The organism is Geminicoccus flavidas (assembly GCF_009806515.1).
Lineage (GTDB): Bacteria > Pseudomonadota > Alphaproteobacteria > Geminicoccales > Geminicoccaceae > Geminicoccus > Geminicoccus flavidus.
This window is the reverse complement of record NZ_WUJP01000854.1, coordinates 1-1,267: the sequence shown is the minus strand read 5'-3', so window position 1 is coordinate 1,267 and position 1,267 is coordinate 1. Positions and strand designations below refer to the sequence as shown.

The 1,267-nt window shown below is 71.0% G+C and carries 2 protein-coding genes; one reads left to right on the top strand and one right to left on the bottom strand.

Annotation, left to right across the window (positions count from 1 at the left end):
- A partial coding sequence (locus EQG76_RS24545) for a substrate-binding domain-containing protein (RefSeq protein ID WP_159717229.1) occupies positions 1 to 758 on the bottom strand: 758 nt, incomplete at its 3' end.
- A 55-nt stretch (positions 759 to 813) separates the two neighbouring features.
- Here EQG76_RS24545 and EQG76_RS24540 point away from each other — a divergent pair.
- The coding region (locus tag EQG76_RS24540; RefSeq protein ID WP_159717227.1) for an ABC transporter permease at positions 814 to 1,267 on the top strand (454 nt) is incomplete at its 3' end.

Genomic DNA, 1,267 nt, shown 5'->3' with positions numbered 1-1,267 from the left:
ACCTCGTAGCCCTGGATCGCTGTAGGCGACACGCCCGCCCGGGCCAGCAACCGGTCCAGCCACAGCCGCGTGCCCGAGTCCTTCTGGCGGTTGACGAAGCGCAGCCCAGGGCGCGCTAGGTCCTCGATCGTACGGATGCCCAGCGGGTTGCCGGCGGCCAGGATCAGCCCCTGCTCCCGCCGGAACAGCGGGATGACCGCCAGCGCCGGCTCGGCGCAGAGCTGCGCCAGCGGCCCGGCGTCCGGCCGCTCAACCCCGCCGCCATGGAAGCCGGCCGCATCGACGCTGCCGGCCAGGAGCCGGCGCGCGGCTTCCAGGCTCCCGGCCACCGCCACCTCGGCCCCGTCCAGCTCCGCCAGCAGGTCCAGTAGCAGCGGATCATGGCTTACTGCCAGTAAGACGCGTGGCTGCCGCGTCCCGGTGAGCGCGGCCAGCCGGAGCTGTAGCGCCCGCTCCTCCTCCGCCAGGAGTGCCGCCGACCGGCTGAATGCCGTGGCCAGCGCATCGCGCAGTGCGGCGCCCAGCGGCGTGAGCATGCTGCCATGCCCCTTGGTCTTCACCGCGACCGGCTGCCCGAGTGCCGCTTCCAGATCGGCCAGCCGCCCCCAGGCCGAACGGTAGGAAAGGCCCAGCCGCAGGGCGGCACCCCGCACCGACCGGTCAGTGGCGATTCCGTCGAGCAGCGCCATGGTCGGCCCGAGGCCGATCTGCCGCCCGCCCAGCTCGATCTGGCCTCCCAGCGTCAGCGCCACACGCATATGCAACCGCTTTCCTATTGAAGTGGCAGGCATGTCGCTATCATCTGGCTGGACCATGTTGCAAAGCCTCGGCGACGCCTTCTCCATGCTCGGCGCGCTGGACCATGACGTCATGGCCATCGCGTGGCTGTCGCTGCGCGTGAGCGTGTCGGCGGTGCTACTGGGCTCGCTCGGGGCCATCCCGCTGGGCGCCCTGCTCGCGATCGTCACCTTCCCGGGGCGGACAGTGGTGGTGGCGGTGGTCAACACGTTCATGGGCCTGCCGCCCGTGCTGGTCGGGCTGATCGTCTATCTCCTCCTGTCGCGTTCCGGTCCCCTGGGCTTTCTGGGCCTGCTGTTCACGCCGGGTGCGATGATCGTGGCGCAGACGGTGCTCGCGGTCCCGCTGCTGGCGGCACTCACCCGCCAGATCGTCGAGGACGCTCATCGCGAGCTCGACGAGCAGCTCCGCTCGCTGCGCCTCGATGTCTGGCAGCGCACCTGGGCGCTGGTCTTCCACCTGCGCTTCT